Source organism: Rhodococcus sp. KRD162 (assembly GCF_017168335.1).
Taxonomy (GTDB): Bacteria; Actinomycetota; Actinomycetes; order Mycobacteriales; family Mycobacteriaceae; genus Rhodococcoides.
Genome location: NZ_JABFAU010000002.1, coordinates 24299 through 38829, shown reverse-complemented (window position 1 = coordinate 38829; position 14531 = coordinate 24299). Strand labels below are relative to the sequence as shown.

Here is a 14531-nt window from a genome sequence, read left to right as displayed (position 1 = left end):
CCAAGCAAGCCGTCGGTCAGGGAATCAGAATCCTCGTGACGTCAGCGGAGTTGACGATCACCTCGTCACCTCTCGCTGTGCGTGCAACGATCACGTCATCACGTACTGCGATGACCGAGACATTGTCCACGGTCGGAAACCCGTCGACGAAGAACGTCACGCCCGGGATCGGCTCCCCGTCGGCGAGTAGATCTACACACGCGGCAAGCACGACCGTCGCGTACGTCCCTTGCCAAGTGTCGCCGTCGAGCCTGAGATCCATGGCCATACGATGCACATCCTCACCTGGACCGCCGGATGTGCGCACCTGCGCGCGTCGCATGACCGTCCGAATTTTGTTTGTTACCAGCAGCATAGAGGCATCTCGGCATCTGTGGTCACCTCACTCCGACTGCCCATCACAACTCGGGGAACAGCACCCGCAACCCACCGAACCGTAAGGGGGCGGGGCATCTTCCACAGATGTCCCGCCCCCTTAACTACTCCCCGCCTAACCTGGCGCGGTCAGTTTCGAGAATCGCGGAAGATTTTCCGCAGCGCCAGAGTCACGTCTACCTCAGTGAGCGTTCGCAGCTCGTCGTCAGTGAGATCGGTGAAGTCTGTGGGCAGCCGCAGACCGCGGTGTGTTTCCGCGCCTTCCACGATCGCGCGCGCAAGCCGTGCATTTCCCGTGAGTGCTTTCGCCGCAAGATTCGGATTCCCGCGGTAAACCATCCCGAGGTGGTCTTCGATAGCTCGTCCAGCGTCAGCCGTGAGCTTCTGTCCAGTCTCTCCGGCCACTTCAGTGGCGAGTTCCGCGATCTCCGACGGCTGGAACGGCTGGAACGTGATGGTGGTCGGGAAATCACGACTGGCCCCGTCGACCGCGTCAATCGCCATTTCGAGTACCGCGCTATCACCAGCCACTATGAACATCACATCGTCCACTTCCCTCGACACGATCGCGTCTATCGCGTCGATCACGCTCCTCGAAGCCCATCTGGATGTGTCCATGAACTGCACGCCCCCTCTGGGGCGATCAGTAAGGAAACCGAGTTTCGAGGGCTCGCACGACAGCGTTTCGAACAGCCCAGTTCGCAGTACCCCAAGTCCGGTATACAGGTCTGCAACGACCCTCGCCATCGTTGACTTACCAGATCCGACAGGACCCTCCAAGAGCAAGTGTCTGGGTCGCTTCGCCAGGGGCATACCACGTTTCCGGTATTCGAACTCCAGGAGCACTTGCTGACGGAGCAACTGCACCTGCTTTTTCGGTTCATCCAGACCTATGAGGCGGTTCAGTTCACTGTCTGCGTGCGCCAGGAACTGATCTCGGTTGCGGCCCTCGCCTGGCCGCGGGCTCCAACGATTTTTCGCCCCATCGAGTTTCGCCTGCAGAACCCATCCGTAAGAATGGTCAATACCCAGGCTGATCTTTGCTGCGCTCAGTGCCCCACTCGCCGATTTCCCATCCGTGATCAGGTCCACGATCACAGTCAGCCCACTAAAGTTGCTGTTCTTCAGCCTTTCCAGTGCATTGCCATCATTGCCGGTCGGGCGAGATTCGTGATCGAGATGTACTTTCACCACGATGACCAAGTTCGCCATGGCCGGACCGTGAATTCCTCCCTTTTCACGATAGTCCGCAAGGGTGCCCACACCCGACTCATCGAACTTGTTGCTGCGGGCCCTGTCTTCGTCGACAGCCGCAGCAAGAAACTCGGTGAGTGAACCGTGCGAGGAATCCACCAGGTAGTCGGCGAGGCCAGCCTTGCGGAGCCGTTCGTCATCGAAACCCCACGTCATGAAGTTCACACGTTGCGGACTGTAGCGGTCAGCGAGCGCAGCCAGCAGGCTGATACTGAGGCCGCCTTCGCGCGCTTCGCCGTCAGAGAGTACGACACCACCGGCGGGGGAATCGATCGCGATGCACTGCCGGTGCATATCCGAATGGATTTGCTTGAACCATCCGTCCACAGCAGCGAAGGGGACCATCAGGTTCCGGTCTCCGTCGTGTGCAGGCACGCGCTTCACGTGCCGCAACGCGGTCGTGTAGTTGCCGCCAGCCTTCCGTTGGTGTTCGCGGGCAGCATTTTTGGCGGCATTGTTCGTACGCGTCATGTTGAGTTCTCCTCGTGAGTTTTCGAGCACCTGGCCCCGTGCCGACCCGGTGCGCTGGAACACACGGGGGTGGAGCGTTCGCGTGAGCCGGAGGCCCTTGCCCTCGGTGGAATTCGTCTGGCACGGTGTCGAATTCGAACGGGGAACGGCTAACGCGATCAGCCGCACCATCAAGGTACAAACTCTCACGTGGTGTCGCAACCGCAGTTGGGTGGGTTGCGGATTCGAGGACGGGCGCCACTGACAGAACATCGCGAGTGGACCCATCGTCGCGATGTCCGCTCGCCCTGCGCCGATCGCACTCCCCTCTTCAGAGGTGTTGTCAGCGTTCGGTCAGGAACACTCGCTGAACAGCTGCTGTTCGTAGATCTGGACGGTGTACTTGCCGTCGCTGTCATCGGGTGCGGGTAGATCGAATGTGGCGGCGGACGCTGCTTTGTCGGCGTATCCCTGTTTTTCGCCGAGTGCCATCAACATCGTGGAAGAGAATTCGCATGCGCCGATGAGCGTGGCGTGGAAGCTCCGTCCGAATCTCTCACCGCTGACGGTGTCCTGGAATTCGACGCCGTAGAAGGTTCGGTCGGTAACCTGGGCGAGCGCGCTGACAAGCCGCGCAAGTTGTCCGCTGATCCCTGCGAATTCGTTGGGTGACTTCGGTATCGGCTGCGTCGAGACGACGAAATGTCCGCCGTAGCGACCTTGGCGTACCTGGACCATGCCACAGTCGATCAGTGGGGTGTACGCGACTCGGGCGACTGCGGTCGATTTCCCGGCGAAGAACGCATCTTGCAGTTCCTCGAGTGTCGGTAGCTTCTCCCCGATCGAGTACTCCCCGGCCGCGATGCGTTCACTGATGATCCGGGTCACCTCACCCGGTGTCACCGGGGGCCGTTCGGGCTCTGCAGCGTCCAACCGCACAGGTGTCGCATGGGCACCTTATCCGCGTCCAGTGCGTCGAGAGTGGTGGCGGTGGCGTCAGCGGAGAGGTCCCCCGTGACTGGGTCGATCACGACGAACATGCCGAGGCTGCGTCCGCAATGCAGCAGCTTGGAGAGTGGTCGCAGTTCTTCGCGGGACGGAGTTGCGCCGGTGCCGAGTTCGAGGCGGACAACGATCACGATGTCAGGGATCTTCGCAGCTTCGCTCGCCGACACTGCGCTGCGGTAGTCCGTGACGGACGGAACTTGCGCCCTCTCGAGTCGGGTTAGGCGGATGTCCATCTCGAGGAGTGCTGCCGCGAGCCATGAGCTGAGTGAATCGGATTCGGCGTTGACAAGGTGATCGCCCAGTCTGGCGGTTCGGAGTTGGACGTCGTCGAAGCCCCACGTCATCAGGTTCAACCGTTGGGGGCTGTATTTGTCTGCGAGCGTTCTCATCAGGGCGATACTGAGGCCACCCGCGTTGGATTCACCGGCCGAGACCACCACGCCGTGTCCGCCGTACCGTCCGATGTTGATGGCATCAGCACCTTCGTTGCGGCCGGACAAGTCGGTGACGATTCCGGCAATTTCGGAATGCGGAACGCATATATCTGCGTCGAACGTCGCGTGCTGTTGCACCACTTCGCGTCGAGCGCTGGTGTACTTACCGGTGGTACGGGCGCGTTCGCGGGCAGCGACTTTGGCAGCTTTGTTGTGGCGCATGAGAGTTGTCTCCTCGTGGGTTACCGAGCACCTGGCCCCGTGCCGACCCGGTGCGCTGGAACACACGGGGGTCTCGCGTGAGTCTTGGACCCTTGCCCTCGATGGAATTCGGCTGGCACGGCGTCGAATTCGAACGGGGAGCGGCCAACGCGACTAGCCGCATACATAAAGTACAAACATTCGGATTCGAGTGCAACCGCATCTGACGTCCGTGCCGAGACGGGGCGAGCGGCGAACACTCCTGCAGCGATCGATGCGCTGCGCACCGGTTGTGGTCGCGGCTCATGAAGCCTGAACGGATCTCGAATTACGCTGCTATCGTGAGTTTTTCGCCTGACGGCCGCATTCGGTTGCGCGCCACAGTGAGGGCGGTCACGAGGAGGACCTATGGCCACGACTTCAATTCCGGAACAGCGTTTGGTGGAGCTTCGTAGCGACGGCAAGGTCGCCAGCGGCTTGCAGGGCGGTTTTGTGGATCCGCGAGTGCTGCACCGCTGTGTGGAAGTGCTCGACCGCCGCGGCGAGGGTTGGGCGGCAGCCGTTTTGGGTCGTGCCCTTGATCGCCGAAGCCTTCCAGTGCCGACGCGGCCGTTTCTCCATGCCGGAGAGGATCACACGGTGGTGCTGGCCGACGCCGAAGAGGATCGGATTGCGATCGCCCACTTGGATGTCAGTGGTTGAGCGGGCTTGGTTCAGTTGCTGATCGGGTCGCGCAGCATCGTCTGCTTCGTCTCGAAGTCCTTGTTGCGTCCGGAGTTCTCGACGAACCCGAATCGTTTGTAGAACGCGCGGAGTCGTGTCACTGATCCGCCGTAGTCCCCGGACGGCGTCAATGTCACCCGGAGGTGGTTCGCGTCCGCGATGCCGAGAAGCACTTCCATGATCGCGGTACCCGTGCCTGACGACTGCTGACCGGCAGGGACGATGATCTTGTCGATCACCAGATCACCGATCGGGTCGATGCGGATCCCTACTTTTGTTCCCGGGTAGTCCGATTCGAGTTCGCCGATGATCGATTCTGTGTCGATGGGTGCGGCCATGTTCGTTCTTTCTCGTCGGGTTCAGCTGCCGGTGGTCGATGCGCGTGTCAGCGACAGTGATTGCAGGGCTTCGATCGCTTCGTCGCGGCGGGCTGCGACGACGGCCTTCCAGTCCAGCTCCACGCCATCTGCTGGATCCGGGTCGACGACGGTGCGGATCTGCCCGTGCCCTGATGCTGTGCGCCCGCCCAGCCAGCCGCGGCGCGTGAACTCGCTGAGGACGTCGGCAGCGAACGCGTGGTCGAGTTCGCTTCCTCGGTCGAGGTGCACCCAGGACTCGAATCGTGTGCCCGGAGCGAGGGCTTCGACGTCGAAACGCATCAGCGGGGACCCACTGCTGTCGCCGGTGCCGTGATCGCGCCCGGTCGTGACATCGTCGGTGTGACTGTACGATCCGTGCGATTCGACATCGAGTCGACTCGGGAGCGGACCTTCGTATTCGTACCGGAGCGCTGGTACCGCTTCGGTGATGATCGGCATCACGTGGCCCACTCGCAGGCAGCCCCCGATCGGGGCGGATCCGATCGCGCCACCGAACACGCTCACTTGCGGTACCAGTGCGCGGAATTCGTTCAGCCGCCTTCCTGTCAGGGGATCTGTCGTCGACTTCACGATCGACCCGCCGTTGCGCAGCAGGTGCGCCACCGGCAACGGCAGCAATCCCTCGTAACCGAGAACGTCGCGGAGCATTTCCTCCCCGATGCGGCGAAGCACACCGCGTAGGGAGTTACCCGAGATCACCGGCACCAGTTCGGTGCGGCCGTCGGGTTGGACGATCTTCATTCGCCGCATCAAGGCTGTGGTTCCGAGCATGTCGCCGCGGTGGGCGATCGGGGAGGTGGCAGTGATGTCCAGATCCCATCGGACAGAGACGGTCACAGTCCTGCTCCTTTGTGTGTGCGGACGGCGTCCGCAACGATCCGCGTTCGCAATGTCAGCGCCATCGTTTGGTCCCGCAGCGTTTGGATGACGTCTTTGGGTTCGGAGGTGAGCAGCTGCGCCACCTCGAGACGCTCCCCGTCGGTTCGTGGTGTCGACCCGAGTTTGCCGGACACAGTGCTCCACCAGTGGTGCAGGTTCGTTCCGCTGCTGTATGTTCCGAGCCGAACGTGAGCGGGCAGTAGGTGGTCCCAATAGTCTGCACGCCGGGCGGCGACCCAGTTCGAGGCAGTCCAGTCCATCCCGTAGTGCAGCAGGAGCAGAAGCCGCTCAGCGACCACTGCCGCCGGATCCGTCAGGGGCGGAAGGTGGGGCGCTGCGGCCAACCATTGTTCAGTCACGCTTGCTTTCGCAACCACTTCTATGATCAGCCCTTCGGGTTATTTCGTCACGCTGCTGCAACGCTTTTCGGTCTCGGTCGACTTTATCGAAGTCCGTGCACGCTTGGGTGCGGCCTGCTGAGCGGCCAGTAGTGCACCTCGCATCGCGGCGGGCGACTGTTCGGCGACCTGCAGTTAAGCGCCAGGTGTAGTCACGAACTGGTGGTGGCACTGCGTAACGCGACGGTCCACCACGGCGGAGCCGTTCGCCATCCGTCGATGGTCTGCCAATCCTCGAGAACGATCTGCCACTGTGTGCTCGGAAGTCTCCGCAGAACGGTGTAATCGGGTGCCGGATCGAGGAGATGGCGTTCACTGAATCCAGCTTGTCGCAGTCGCATCACTGCAGCGAGCGTGCCGACGTCGCGGGCGGTCCACGGGATTTGTGCGTCGTCGACAGCGATGTGTCCCCATTGGGCGTCCGCGAAGATGTGCTTGCGCCCCATGCGCGAGGGAACGATCACCGCAGTATCGTGCGCCAGTGGTACGGAAAGTAGCTGCGCCAGTTGCCGTTCAGTCAGTACGTCCAGGGTCGGCCCGGATTGCCGGACTAGGTGGATGTCCGAACGGAGGGACCTGTTCCGGTACAGCCACACGCATGTCTCGCAGAGGGTGTCCGCACCTGGGTCGAGCCAACGGGAGTAGGCAGTGAACTGTTTCGAGACCACCTGTCTGACCGGGGTCATGACGGCGCCGACGGAGCCGCACCGCCCGCACCCCGGCCCTCCAGTGACGCCGGGGGCTGACGCCGCCCCGAACGCTGCGAGGTGAGCGCTCGAGACGACGTCGCCGCTGACCATGGTCAGCGGGGTTCGATCTTGACGGTGTCGGTGGCGCCGTAGGTGATCGCCGAGGGGATGTCGCCGCCGGTGATCCGCACCTGGACGGTGTCCTCGTTGAGCCGGTCGACACCTTCAGCGGTGTAGATGTAGACGTCGCCGTCGCTGAACGGCTGCGGCCAATCGGCGTTACGTTCATGGACGCGGTCACCGTCTTCGATTTCGAGGACCGAGATCTCGTTGAGTTCCGCCATGCTTCTCCCCTTCTCATCTTCCGCACCTGCGCGCGGAATTGCATTCCGCGCCAATACTACTCAACGAACGACCACCGGTGTCACGTCTGCACTATCGTCGAGTCGGTGACCACCACACCGGATCCGGGCCTGAATGTTGATCGTCTACTCGCGCTGCGTCCCAGCACTCGGCGCACCGATCGCGCGGCCCTCGATCACCTCGTCGACCGCATCGGCGCTCATTTCAACCGCCACGACGGGTACATCGCATTTTCCGGGGGAAAGGACTCCCTCGCCGTCCTCCACCTCGCATTGCGCGCCGACCGCGACATTCCCGTGGTGTTCTTCGACAGCGGGCTCGAGTACCCGGAAACACTCGACTACATTCGCACCGTCGCCGAGCAGTGGAACCTTGACTTGCATCGCATCGCGGCCGATCCACCACTTCTCGACGCGCTCGTCGACAGTGGCTCCTGGGATCACGACTCCCCCGCAGGGCCGCTGCCGGACCTGCACGACGTGCTGATCGGCGCTCCATCCCGCAAGGCTCATCAGCTTCTCGGCCCTGGTGAGCTGTGGGGCGTGCGAGCTGACGAGTCCGCGGGACGGCGCGTGCTGTACGCCCGAGCTCAGACAGTGGACGGCGTCATCTCACGCGCAGACGGGACCGTCGCCTACGGGCCGATCTGGAACTGGTCGACGGCCGACGTGTGGAGTTACATCCGTCGGCACGATCTGCCTGTCAACCCGCTCTACGGCAAACTCGCCGATCTCGGCGTCCCGGAAGTCCAGCGCCGGGTTTCGCACATCCTCGATGGCAGCCACCTCGATCGTGGCCGCTTGACGTGGCTACGGCGCGGGTGGCCGACCTTGTTCGAGCAGCTCGCCGATGCGCTCCCCAGGATCCGCCAGATGACGTGATCGGGTGGCAGATCGCGAACGAACGCATCGTGCGGCATCAGCTCGTCCGGATCTCCGGCGGGAACCACTGGCGCGAGCGCAGCTCCTCGATCTCGCTGGTGGACGATCGACTGCAACGACGCGATGGCATCGGCCGGTTCGAATGACCAGTTCGTCCAATGCCATTGTCAGCGTTACCTTTTCTTGCGCGGTCCCGACTGCGTGACACACTATTTGCGAGTGTGAATTAGCTGCGTCGTTCTCATACAGCGCAGCAAGCTCGGCAGCTCGATTCGAAGAAGGTTACTCCGGCTTGGCGGCATACATCTTCAACGCATTCAGATCACCGCTGAGGACGCTGATCTGCGCTTCGATGGTGTTCTGGACGCCTTCGATGTCCCCGGTCAGCGCGTTGATGTTCATCGCGGCGACAACGTCGGCGCCGGTCTGGCGAGCCAACACTTCCAGATCTGGCGCCAACTCGAGACTCTTCTGCAGCTCGGCCAGGACGACGTATTCGCGGTCGAGAGTGCGTAATTCGATCGCGTACCGGTACAGCGCGGCGACTCGGGCCACCAGTGTTTCCTCGACCGCGTCGAGAATGCGGCCGTTGGTGTCGAATTGCTGCTGCGCGCGGATCGCGGAGTCACTGTCACCGTCGGATCGCTCCCCGACCTTGCCACGCAGTTCACTGATCCGGGCGGCATGCTCGATGATCTGGGCAGCTTCCACATAGGGATTCAGCTGGGTCCGCTGCCCATCAAGTGTTTCCGATTGCCAGACCGGGCTTTTGGTGATCAACAGGATCAGTTCGACCGCCACGTGGGCGAGTCCGTACTCCCGGGTTCCCGGCATCGGCCCCGACTTTCGAACGCTCGCCTCCTCCAGCATGTACCAGTCGTTGGCCGTCAGTTCCAGTGAACGATGACGCGACACCTCGGCTGCCGCGACGAGTGCGAGGAAGCACAGAAATACTCCGAGTCCGGCGATGTAGTTGTAGAGCGCCAACCAACCACTGACCGTGACCGCTGCAACGGTCAACGGCGCCGATCGGTACGCGAGATTCCGCGCATCGAAGCGGCTCAGGAAAGTGCGGGCAGAGGAAGGGGCCGGTTCGCGCGGATTGTCACTGTCGAACGGTATCGGCGTGAGCAAGTTGAGCGGCGACGACGCCATGTCGCGGAGGTGTGCCCGGGCCACGTCCATGTGCGCGTGGTGCCACTGCACGATGTTGGCCTCGTCCCAGCCGTCCCAGATGCTCCACGCACGTTCCGACTCTTCAACGGTGGCTTGCCACTTTCGGAATCCGGTGAAGTGCCTGTTGCCACGTCCATGCAGAGGGTTCGCCAATCCGGCTTTGGTCCGGCGTTCGAGTCGGCGCACTGTGGACGGCGACAGTTCCCGCAGACGTGATTCGTCCAATTCCGATGATGTCGCCAACTCGTACGGGATCGCCTGCGCGAGAACGAGGCGCTCACGGATCACTTCGATGGACAGCGCTTCGCGGTCGTCGGATTCGGTGCCAGTGCTGTCGTTCATGTCGTTCCCCTTGATATCGGTGTGGCCGTGTATTGAAGCTGTACGTCGGGCCGGATCAATGGGGCATGCGCACACCATACTTCGCGCGCCCCGCGCTTATGTCGTGGATAACTTTGGGCCTACCCGATCTCAGACTTTCGAACGAGCCGACAGAATCCTCCACCACCGCAGCGCAACCAGGGGGAACCCCACAACTGCGATACCGACAGCCAACCCGAAGCCGATGAGCACCTCGACGGCTTCACTCCCACGACCACCCTCCACGGCGCTCTCGACAAGACCGCCATCGAACTGCAGCCACACCACCGAGGCGATGACCGCAGCGGAGACCATTTCCCCGACCATCCACGTCGCGTCCCGCCGTTCCAATTCCTTTCGGCCACCGAAGAATCGATCCAACAGCGAACCCAGCGTCAACGTCCACGCAATCCCCAAGATCCCGGCAGCTGTGAGCACCCACGTCAAATGCATCAGTCCGTCGCCATATGCCATGGACACCGCCGCGACCAGTGCGATCAGGGCGGTCACGACCGAGCGTTTGATCACACTGGGCCACCGAGGTAGCCGATCGAGGTCTTTTGTCGGAACGTGCCAGTATGCGGATTCCACAATCTGCGTCGCTGCGACCTGGGAACCCACCACGCAAGTGACCAGCAGAAGGAGGAAGGGCACGCTGACGCCTTGCTCCATCCGGAGGAGGTATCCGGCGCTCACGGGAAGCAGGAGGAGTCCGGCAATACTGATCGCGGATCCAAGCAGGTACCGGCGGCGAGGGGTTCCGGGCATCTGCACCGGATGGATAGCGGGTTCATGTGTGTGCGTAGACATCAGAGTCCTTTCCGGACCAGGGCAGTGAGGGCAGGTACGAGCGCGCCACTCTTACGGAGACGGGAAGTGTGTTGGTGGCTGTACCCGAGCTGCCGGGCGGTTTCGACGACGGACGATTCGTCGACGAGCTGAGCGACGAGATGCGATCGAATATTCGAGACCGTGATCTGCAGCGCCGCTGCTTGTTCGAGAATTTCCGCGGCGATCAGTGCGGCGGCAACCGGTCCGCCGTAAGCGTCGACCCAGTCCGGCCTGCTGGCCGCTGCCGCCACAAACGCTTCGGGGGCGGCGAGCGCGGAGGCCACCGCATCGGGGGCGATGCCGTGCGCCTCGAAGATCGCGGCAAGCTGGGGAATCTTCTTTGGGGATCTGTGCCCGGAAAGGACCGCGCCCCAGTCCGGTTCAGGAGGTGTCATGAGAACGACCATACACCGCACCCCCCACGTGCGCACCCCCCACGTGCGGATCTCGTTCCGTCGAGGCCAACACCCCAAACGGGACCACTCCACCCTCCGGCAACGGCCCGCACCGCTAGCAAGAGCGGGCCGAGCCACCGTTACCGCTGATCCGCACCAGAATCGACGCGAACACGAGCCGAACATGCAGAAAGGTTCGTCCGCACCCGGATCGGGGCGGACGAACCCTTCTCGCTACATGACGAAGCCGGTTACGCGACGTGAGCGCAACCGCATGGTCACTCAGAGCTGCGAGACGTCTCCCTCGCAGTACTCGAACGAGTCGCCATTACTGTCGCGCGCCTTGAAGTGATACTCCGCCTCCACGTCGTACACCGTCCATCCCGCAGCTTCGTACATCACCTCGAGCATCTGCCGGTCACCGCCGGATCCGCCGAAGAATGCATCACCGGCGGACTTGTCGAAGTGCTCATTGAGGGCGTCCACGATTTCCGTCACGGTCTTCGCCTTCGCGCACTTGTCGAGTGCAGCGTCGCTGTTCTCCCAGAAGCCGTCGAGTCCCATTGTCTTTGCCCTCATCTCCGTTCGACAGCGAAACACTCTGCATCGCTGAACATTCCCCTGCCGTGGTCTGCGTGGCAGGATCTGCGTCTCAGTATTCAGTGTTCGGCGATCTCATGGGCGGACCGCTCTCACACCCGGGATGGGCAGCGTGATGCCGACCGAGAATCGCCGCAAACAACGATGCTCGTCAGTAGTGTCGAGTGCAGCACCCGCACGATCACAGAAGGGATGCGTTGGCGATGCCCCTGAGCGCACAAGAGATTGCCTGGATTACCGGCCATCCCGCGTTGGGGGACCGAGACTTTCGCCGGGAGCAAATTCGCGCGGGCGTCCTCGCACGCCTGGACAGCACCTCCGAGCTGCTGACCGGCCACCTGACCACGTACGCGAGGTTCGCGACGATCGTCGCCGCGGACGACGACTGGCCGTTCATGGTGCGCGTCCTACGTCAATGCCGCATGGCCGCAGATGAACTCACCACACCGAATGACATCGACGCCTTCCATCTCGAACCCCCACGGACTGGACGCCCGGCATGGGATGCCGTCCTCGCCGGGGTCGCCGAGATGACCGGTGTAGACCGGGTTTCCGATCCGCTCATTCTGGACTGGTGCCGGGATCAGGATCGATTTCTGCCTGCCCTGTTCGATCCACTCGACACCGGCCGCTACTTTTGGCTCGACTATCTCCGCACGCCCATTCAACTGCGGGAGCGCAATGTAGTCCTCGCCGCCGGGAACCTCGAAGGTCGATAGCCTGGATCTTCACGGAACCTCCACCCGCGCAACGCACATCGAGACCACCTTGCTTCTTCGACAGTCGAGTTAGCGCTTTGTGAGGTACCCGTAGTGACGCAGGATGGCGAGCGTCTTGTAGCCGTCAATGATCATGTACCGGCGCTGTCGGCCTGGTTGCGATACGACAGCGCGCAGCATGTTGGAAACGGGTGCGGTGATCTCGTGGCAGTGCTGAACGACAAGCAAGTCTGCATCAGTCTGAGCGAGGCGGTCGATCTGGTCGCCGTTCGCCCCGAGAGTCTTGATCGTCATCCGGGAGAATTTTGCCGGTCCTTTGAATTGAATCGCGGCAACTTGATTCTCACCGTCGATCGTCATCTTGTCGGTCCACAGGTCGAATTGTTCCCCACCCCAGTCCTTGGGGACTACCGGCTCGTGAAGAATTTCCGCGAACCAACGCTTGACCTGTTCTTCAGGCACTGTCCGAAGTGGTTCGAGGTCTTTGGGCGAAGCTCCTGGCACGGCGAACTTCACATCTTTGAATTGGTCGATTTGGGAGGGGTGGACGCTCACACGATTGCAGACGTATTCGTCGAAAATTCCGTCAGGCCGGATCATGTGGCCGAGCAGAATTGGCCGGATCTCGATTCCGCCTTCGTCGATGTCCGATACATGTGCGAACACGAACTGCTGCTGGTGCCCTTTGAGTTGGACGAGGCTCGAACCGGACGTCACCCGTTGCGGATTGAACTCGCCGTGCACTCGTACGCTTTCGTCGACGTCGAGCTTCGTGTGCAGGAACGCTCCTCTCGTAAGACCTTTGCCGTGTGCTGCGGCGACACCTTTGAAGTGGAACTTCTGGTCGAACCACACGAGTTGCCCCTTGTGGAGCGTTCCGGCGACGTATTCTCGGGCTCCGCTCGGCACCTTGCGAGTCACCACATACTTCGCTACCGCGTCACTGAGCGCCGTCGATTTGTAGACGGCGGCGAGGGACGAGTTGGCTGGCCCCAGGGAGTGCTCCACGGCGGCCTTCTCGAGGTCGGTCAGCAGGCCGACGATCAGCCGATCGTGGACGAACCAGGGATCCAACTTCACTCGATCGTCCATGGGACCTCTCCTACGTCGCCGATCCGAGGGGCCGGATGCTTTGTGGCTGTGATTGGAGATTAGAGCACGCCGAACTGCGATGGCTTCGGGCGATTCTCTCCCCCAGCGCATTGCCTGCTCGATCGGCGGGGCCCGCCCCGGCTGCCGAAACCTCGTCGACCAACTACTGTCCGGCGCTGAACGCGCCGTCAGGCTGCGGGGTGTACAGGGACGAAGAAGGCGCGGCCCAGCTTGATTGCTGGATTCACGATCAGCTCAGGCCTGCCTTTGGTGTCGATGAACCCCCGACTGCTTTCCGTCCGTGAACGCGGAGCATCTCGGCTCACGGTGGTCGCGGGCGACCCCGGGTTGCGGCGCCGGACACGGCCAGAGGGCGGGGTGGAACGTTCTGCGGTGGTCATGTCTGCCCGGGGAGGACTGTGGCGTACGGTCCGACTTCGGAGTTGCCGAGGATCCCCGATTCGTAGTGTCGCGGTTGCATCCGGCTGCGGGTCGAGATTGCGGTGCTCATCCAGTCGCCCATCTGGCTATCCTCTCCGTGTTGTTGCCGTGCCGGTGTCGGTGATCGCCTGGGGTGGGTGCCGGACGGTGAAGAGGTGTGGGTGTGCGCGGCGCCAACGGTCGACGACGGTTCTGTCGTAGTAGGCGGTGTCCCCGAGTGTGTAGTGGGCCGGTCCGGTGCCGTCTCGTCGCCATTGTTCGACCGCGACAGGTGATTTCCGGATGTATGCGGCGACGGCGTCTGTTGTGAGGAGGTTTCGGTCGTCCGCGAACCACAACCAGCCGGGAAGTGAGCCGAGCTCGTCGGCACGGTCGGTGGCGAGCTCGCCCTGCGTGTAGATTTTGCGGACCCTCGCGACCCACTCGTCCAGCTCGAGGCCCTTCCATATCGTCTTGCGTGGGACGACAGCGAGTCCGTAGTGCGCGGCGTAGTCGCGTAGTGCGGCGATCCCGGTGTCCCAGGGGAGAGTCTTGAGGTTGTATTTCCATGTCCAACCGGGCAGTGCTTCGAGTTCTGCGATTTGGGCGTGTGAGAGGAGGCCTTTGTTACGCACTCCTCGCACTCGTCGGCCCCAGGCCCCGAGGTCGAAGCCGCTCCAGATGGTGTGCGGTTGCAGTTCTGCTGTTCCTTGCAGGGTGGTGTAGTCGCGCAGGATTGCCAGTGCTGCAGTCCATTCGGCGGTCGAGACGGCTGCAGCGAGTAGCGATGCGGGGGGTGTGAGCTCACTGCCGGTATCTGGCTCGGACATGTATCCATCCTATCGATTCGTCTGTGGCCGTGTTCAGCTGCGGAGTTGGCGGCGGATTCGAGTGGCATTGCGC

19 protein-coding genes are annotated in these 14531 nt (G+C 62.3%); 4 read left to right on the top strand and 15 right to left on the bottom strand.

The window, feature by feature from the left end; all coding sequences use genetic code 11:
* Positions 1-16: 16 nt before the first annotated feature.
* The 4 genes from J1M87_RS01190 to J1M87_RS01175 all read right to left on the bottom strand — a co-directional run bounded on the left by J1M87_RS01190 (position 17) and on the right by J1M87_RS01175 (position 3743).
* Positions 17-268 (bottom strand): hypothetical protein, encoded by a 252-nt coding sequence (locus tag J1M87_RS01190; RefSeq protein WP_206486862.1) that lies wholly within the window; start codon positions 266-268, stop codon positions 17-19.
* Positions 269-504: 236 nt separating this feature from the next.
* Positions 505-2100 (bottom strand): hypothetical protein, encoded by a 1596-nt coding sequence (locus J1M87_RS01185; RefSeq protein WP_206486861.1) that lies wholly within the window; start codon positions 2098-2100, stop codon positions 505-507.
* Between the two features lie 333 nt (positions 2101-2433).
* Positions 2434-2967 (bottom strand): GntR family transcriptional regulator, encoded by a 534-nt coding sequence (locus J1M87_RS01180; protein WP_206486860.1) that lies wholly within the window; start codon positions 2965-2967, stop codon positions 2434-2436.
* A gap of 11 nt (positions 2968-2978) precedes the next feature.
* Entirely contained in the window at positions 2979-3743 is a 765-nt protein-coding gene (locus tag J1M87_RS01175) for a hypothetical protein (RefSeq protein WP_206486859.1), read from the bottom strand.
* Positions 3744-4130: 387 nt separating this feature from the next.
* Here J1M87_RS01175 and J1M87_RS01170 point away from each other — a divergent pair, with 387 nt between their 5' ends.
* Positions 4131-4424 carry a hypothetical protein gene (locus J1M87_RS01170; protein ID WP_206486858.1) on the top strand — a complete coding sequence of 98 codons (294 nt, stop codon included), beginning with the start codon at positions 4131-4133 and terminating at the stop codon, positions 4422-4424.
* A gap of 11 nt (positions 4425-4435) precedes the next feature.
* On the opposite strand, the gene J1M87_RS01165 is transcribed toward J1M87_RS01170, so the two are convergent.
* The 5 genes from J1M87_RS01165 to J1M87_RS01145 form a co-directional block, all read right to left on the bottom strand.
* Positions 4436-4783, bottom strand: coding sequence for a GNAT family N-acetyltransferase (locus J1M87_RS01165; protein ID WP_206486857.1), 348 nt, complete (start codon positions 4781-4783; stop codon positions 4436-4438).
* A 21-nt stretch (positions 4784-4804) separates the two neighbouring features.
* Positions 4805-5662, bottom strand: a complete 858-nt coding sequence (locus tag J1M87_RS01160; RefSeq protein WP_206486856.1) for an RAMP superfamily CRISPR-associated protein — start codon at positions 5660-5662, stop codon at positions 4805-4807.
* Positions 5659-6063 (bottom strand): hypothetical protein, encoded by a 405-nt coding sequence (locus tag J1M87_RS01155; RefSeq protein ID WP_307830705.1) that lies wholly within the window; start codon positions 6061-6063, stop codon positions 5659-5661. The genes J1M87_RS01160 and J1M87_RS01155 overlap by 4 nt, the downstream gene beginning before the upstream one ends.
* A gap of 191 nt (positions 6064-6254) precedes the next feature.
* Positions 6255-6566: a hypothetical protein gene (locus tag J1M87_RS28435; RefSeq protein WP_241256223.1), complete on the bottom strand. Its 312-nt coding sequence runs from the start codon at positions 6564-6566 to the stop codon at positions 6255-6257.
* A gap of 338 nt (positions 6567-6904) precedes the next feature.
* Positions 6905-7135, bottom strand: a complete 231-nt coding sequence (locus tag J1M87_RS01145) for a hypothetical protein (RefSeq protein ID WP_206486854.1) — start codon at positions 7133-7135, stop codon at positions 6905-6907.
* A gap of 105 nt (positions 7136-7240) precedes the next feature.
* Between J1M87_RS01145 and J1M87_RS01140 the strand changes: the two genes are divergently transcribed.
* Both J1M87_RS01140 and J1M87_RS01135 read left to right on the top strand, forming a co-directional pair.
* Complete coding sequence (locus J1M87_RS01140; protein ID WP_206486853.1) at positions 7241-8035, top strand: phosphoadenosine phosphosulfate reductase family protein; 795 nt, start codon at positions 7241-7243, stop codon at positions 8033-8035.
* Positions 8032-8181 (top strand): hypothetical protein, encoded by a 150-nt coding sequence (locus J1M87_RS01135; protein WP_206486852.1) that lies wholly within the window; start codon positions 8032-8034, stop codon positions 8179-8181. The genes J1M87_RS01140 and J1M87_RS01135 overlap by 4 nt, the downstream gene beginning before the upstream one ends.
* Positions 8182-8317: 136 nt before the next feature.
* Here the strand turns inward: J1M87_RS01135 and J1M87_RS01130 are convergent, their stop codons facing one another.
* From J1M87_RS01130 to J1M87_RS01115, 4 genes are all read right to left on the bottom strand, one after another.
* Entirely contained in the window at positions 8318-9553 is a 1236-nt protein-coding gene (locus tag J1M87_RS01130) for a hypothetical protein (RefSeq protein WP_206486851.1), read from the bottom strand.
* Between the two features lie 129 nt (positions 9554-9682).
* Positions 9683-10381 carry a hypothetical protein gene (locus J1M87_RS01125; RefSeq protein WP_206486850.1) on the bottom strand — a complete coding sequence of 233 codons (699 nt, stop codon included), beginning with the start codon at positions 10379-10381 and terminating at the stop codon, positions 9683-9685.
* Positions 10381-10797 (bottom strand): hypothetical protein, encoded by a 417-nt coding sequence (locus J1M87_RS01120; protein ID WP_206486849.1) that lies wholly within the window; start codon positions 10795-10797, stop codon positions 10381-10383. The genes J1M87_RS01125 and J1M87_RS01120 overlap by 1 nt, the downstream gene beginning before the upstream one ends.
* Positions 10798-11079: 282 nt before the next feature.
* Positions 11080-11376 carry a hypothetical protein gene (locus J1M87_RS01115; protein ID WP_241256222.1) on the bottom strand — a complete coding sequence of 99 codons (297 nt, stop codon included), beginning with the start codon at positions 11374-11376 and terminating at the stop codon, positions 11080-11082.
* 224 nt (positions 11377-11600) lie between these two features.
* Here J1M87_RS01115 and J1M87_RS01110 point away from each other — a divergent pair, with 224 nt between their 5' ends.
* Positions 11601-12116: a hypothetical protein gene (locus J1M87_RS01110; protein WP_241256221.1), complete on the top strand. Its 516-nt coding sequence runs from the start codon at positions 11601-11603 to the stop codon at positions 12114-12116.
* A 69-nt stretch (positions 12117-12185) separates the two neighbouring features.
* Here the strand turns inward: J1M87_RS01110 and J1M87_RS01105 are convergent, their stop codons facing one another.
* Both J1M87_RS01105 and J1M87_RS01100 read right to left on the bottom strand, forming a co-directional pair.
* Positions 12186-13208 (bottom strand): hypothetical protein, encoded by a 1023-nt coding sequence (locus J1M87_RS01105; RefSeq protein WP_206486848.1) that lies wholly within the window; start codon positions 13206-13208, stop codon positions 12186-12188.
* Between the two features lie 527 nt (positions 13209-13735).
* Positions 13736-14458 carry a Helicase associated domain protein gene (locus J1M87_RS01100; protein ID WP_206486847.1) on the bottom strand — a complete coding sequence of 241 codons (723 nt, stop codon included), beginning with the start codon at positions 14456-14458 and terminating at the stop codon, positions 13736-13738.
* Between the last annotated feature and the right edge of the window lie 73 nt (positions 14459-14531).

What these genes read in the sequence shown, in the direction of transcription:
- J1M87_RS01190 (WP_206486862.1), bottom strand. Translation starts at nt 268, where the DNA reads ATGGCCATGGATCTCAGGCTCGACGGCGACACTTGGCAAGGGACGTAC.
- J1M87_RS01185 (WP_206486861.1), bottom strand. Translation starts at nt 2,100, where the DNA reads ATGACGCGTACGAACAATGCCGCCAAAAATGCTGCCCGCGAACACCAA.
- J1M87_RS01175 (WP_206486859.1), bottom strand. Translation starts at nt 3,743, where the DNA reads ATGCGCCACAACAAAGCTGCCAAAGTCGCTGCCCGCGAACGCGCCCGT.
- J1M87_RS01170 (WP_206486858.1), top strand. Translation starts at nt 4,131, where the DNA reads ATGGCCACGACTTCAATTCCGGAACAGCGTTTGGTGGAGCTTCGTAGC.
- J1M87_RS01165 (WP_206486857.1), bottom strand. Translation starts at nt 4,783, where the DNA reads ATGGCCGCACCCATCGACACAGAATCGATCATCGGCGAACTCGAATCG.
- J1M87_RS01145 (WP_206486854.1), bottom strand. Translation starts at nt 7,135, where the DNA reads ATGGCGGAACTCAACGAGATCTCGGTCCTCGAAATCGAAGACGGTGAC.
- J1M87_RS01130 (WP_206486851.1), bottom strand. Translation starts at nt 9,553, where the DNA reads ATGAACGACAGCACTGGCACCGAATCCGACGACCGCGAAGCGCTGTCC.
- J1M87_RS01125 (WP_206486850.1), bottom strand. Translation starts at nt 10,381, where the DNA reads ATGTCTACGCACACACATGAACCCGCTATCCATCCGGTGCAGATGCCC.
- J1M87_RS01120 (WP_206486849.1), bottom strand. Translation starts at nt 10,797, where the DNA reads ATGACACCTCCTGAACCGGACTGGGGCGCGGTCCTTTCCGGGCACAGA.
- J1M87_RS01115 (WP_241256222.1), bottom strand. Translation starts at nt 11,376, where the DNA reads ATGAGGGCAAAGACAATGGGACTCGACGGCTTCTGGGAGAACAGCGAC.
- J1M87_RS01110 (WP_241256221.1), top strand. Translation starts at nt 11,601, where the DNA reads ATGCCCCTGAGCGCACAAGAGATTGCCTGGATTACCGGCCATCCCGCG.
- J1M87_RS01105 (WP_206486848.1), bottom strand. Translation starts at nt 13,208, where the DNA reads ATGGACGATCGAGTGAAGTTGGATCCCTGGTTCGTCCACGATCGGCTG.
- J1M87_RS01100 (WP_206486847.1), bottom strand. Translation starts at nt 14,458, where the DNA reads ATGTCCGAGCCAGATACCGGCAGTGAGCTCACACCCCCCGCATCGCTA.